The following is a 1,094-nucleotide window of genomic DNA, read 5'->3' on the forward strand; positions in this document are numbered from 1 at the left end:
TCGCCGCATGAACTTCCACGCGACTGTGTAAGCTATCGAAATGAGGGGTCCCTTTTAGACGCCGATCACCCCGCTAACGGGGTTCTTTTTGCACGCCGATTCACACGTGAGGCGCTTCTCGCTTCCTAGGCCGTAAACTCATAAAAGCCTTGAGGATTGGCGATTGACGTGATTCAGAGGCCTCGAGAGTTGGAGGGCTTGATGGCACGGCGGCGGTACGAACTGACAGATCGGGAATGGGCGATTATCGAGCCGTTGCTGCCCAACAAACCACGGGGCGTGGCGCGGGTGGATGATCGCCGGGTTCTCAACGGGATTATGTGGCGCTTTCGCTCAGGAGCGACGTGGGCCGAAGTGCCCGAGCGCTACGGCCCCTCGACGACCTGCTACAACCGGTTTGTCCGCTGGCGCAAAGCCGGGGTCTGGGACCGGCTTCTGGCAGCGGTTTCCGCCGGATATAATGGTGAACTGGTGATGATCGATTCCACCTGCATGCGCGTCCACCAGAATGGTGCGACGGGCAAAAAGGGGGAAGCTGCGATCGTGGCATGGGACGTTCCCGGGGCGGTCTCACCAGCAAACTCCATGCTCTTGTCGATGCTGACGGACGCCCTGTCGGCCTGAGACTGACCGGCGGGCAAGTCCATGATGCCTGTGAAGCCGAAGCGCTGATTGAGGCCATTCCCGAGGGCGCAACCCTGCTGGGGGACAAAGGATATGACAGCAACGCCATCCGTCAGGCCGCTGCTGCCAGAAACGTTTGGGCCAACATTCCCAATCGATCCAACCGCAAGCAACCCTTCGCCTTCTCGCCGTGGCTCTACAAACAGCGAAACCTCGTCGAACGATTCTTCAACCGCATCAAGCAGTTCCGGGGCATCGCCACCCGCTATGACAAAGACCCTGCCAACTTCCTCGCAGCCATCAAGCTCATCTGCGTGCGCATCTGGTGCAGTGCGTAATGAGTCTACGCGCTAGGAGGTTAGGGTCAGGATCCATTGATATGGGCGTTGCGATCTGATTCATGCTCCGTGAGGAGACTGGAATTGAGTGACCTGTATTGGCTGACGGACGACCAGATGGCGCGGCTTGAG

At 59.0% G+C, this 1,094-nt stretch carries 1 pseudogene; it reads left to right on the forward strand.

The features are described 5' to 3' along the window. Positions 1-201: 201 nt before the first annotated feature. Positions 202-962, forward strand: a pseudogene (locus tag A0U87_RS02780) (IS5 family transposase). Positions 963-1,094 lie beyond the last annotated feature (132 nt).

It is taken from the genome of Sphingobium sp. MP9-4 (assembly GCF_005281675.1).
GTDB lineage: Bacteria > Pseudomonadota > Alphaproteobacteria > Sphingomonadales > Sphingomonadaceae > Sphingobium > Sphingobium yanoikuyae.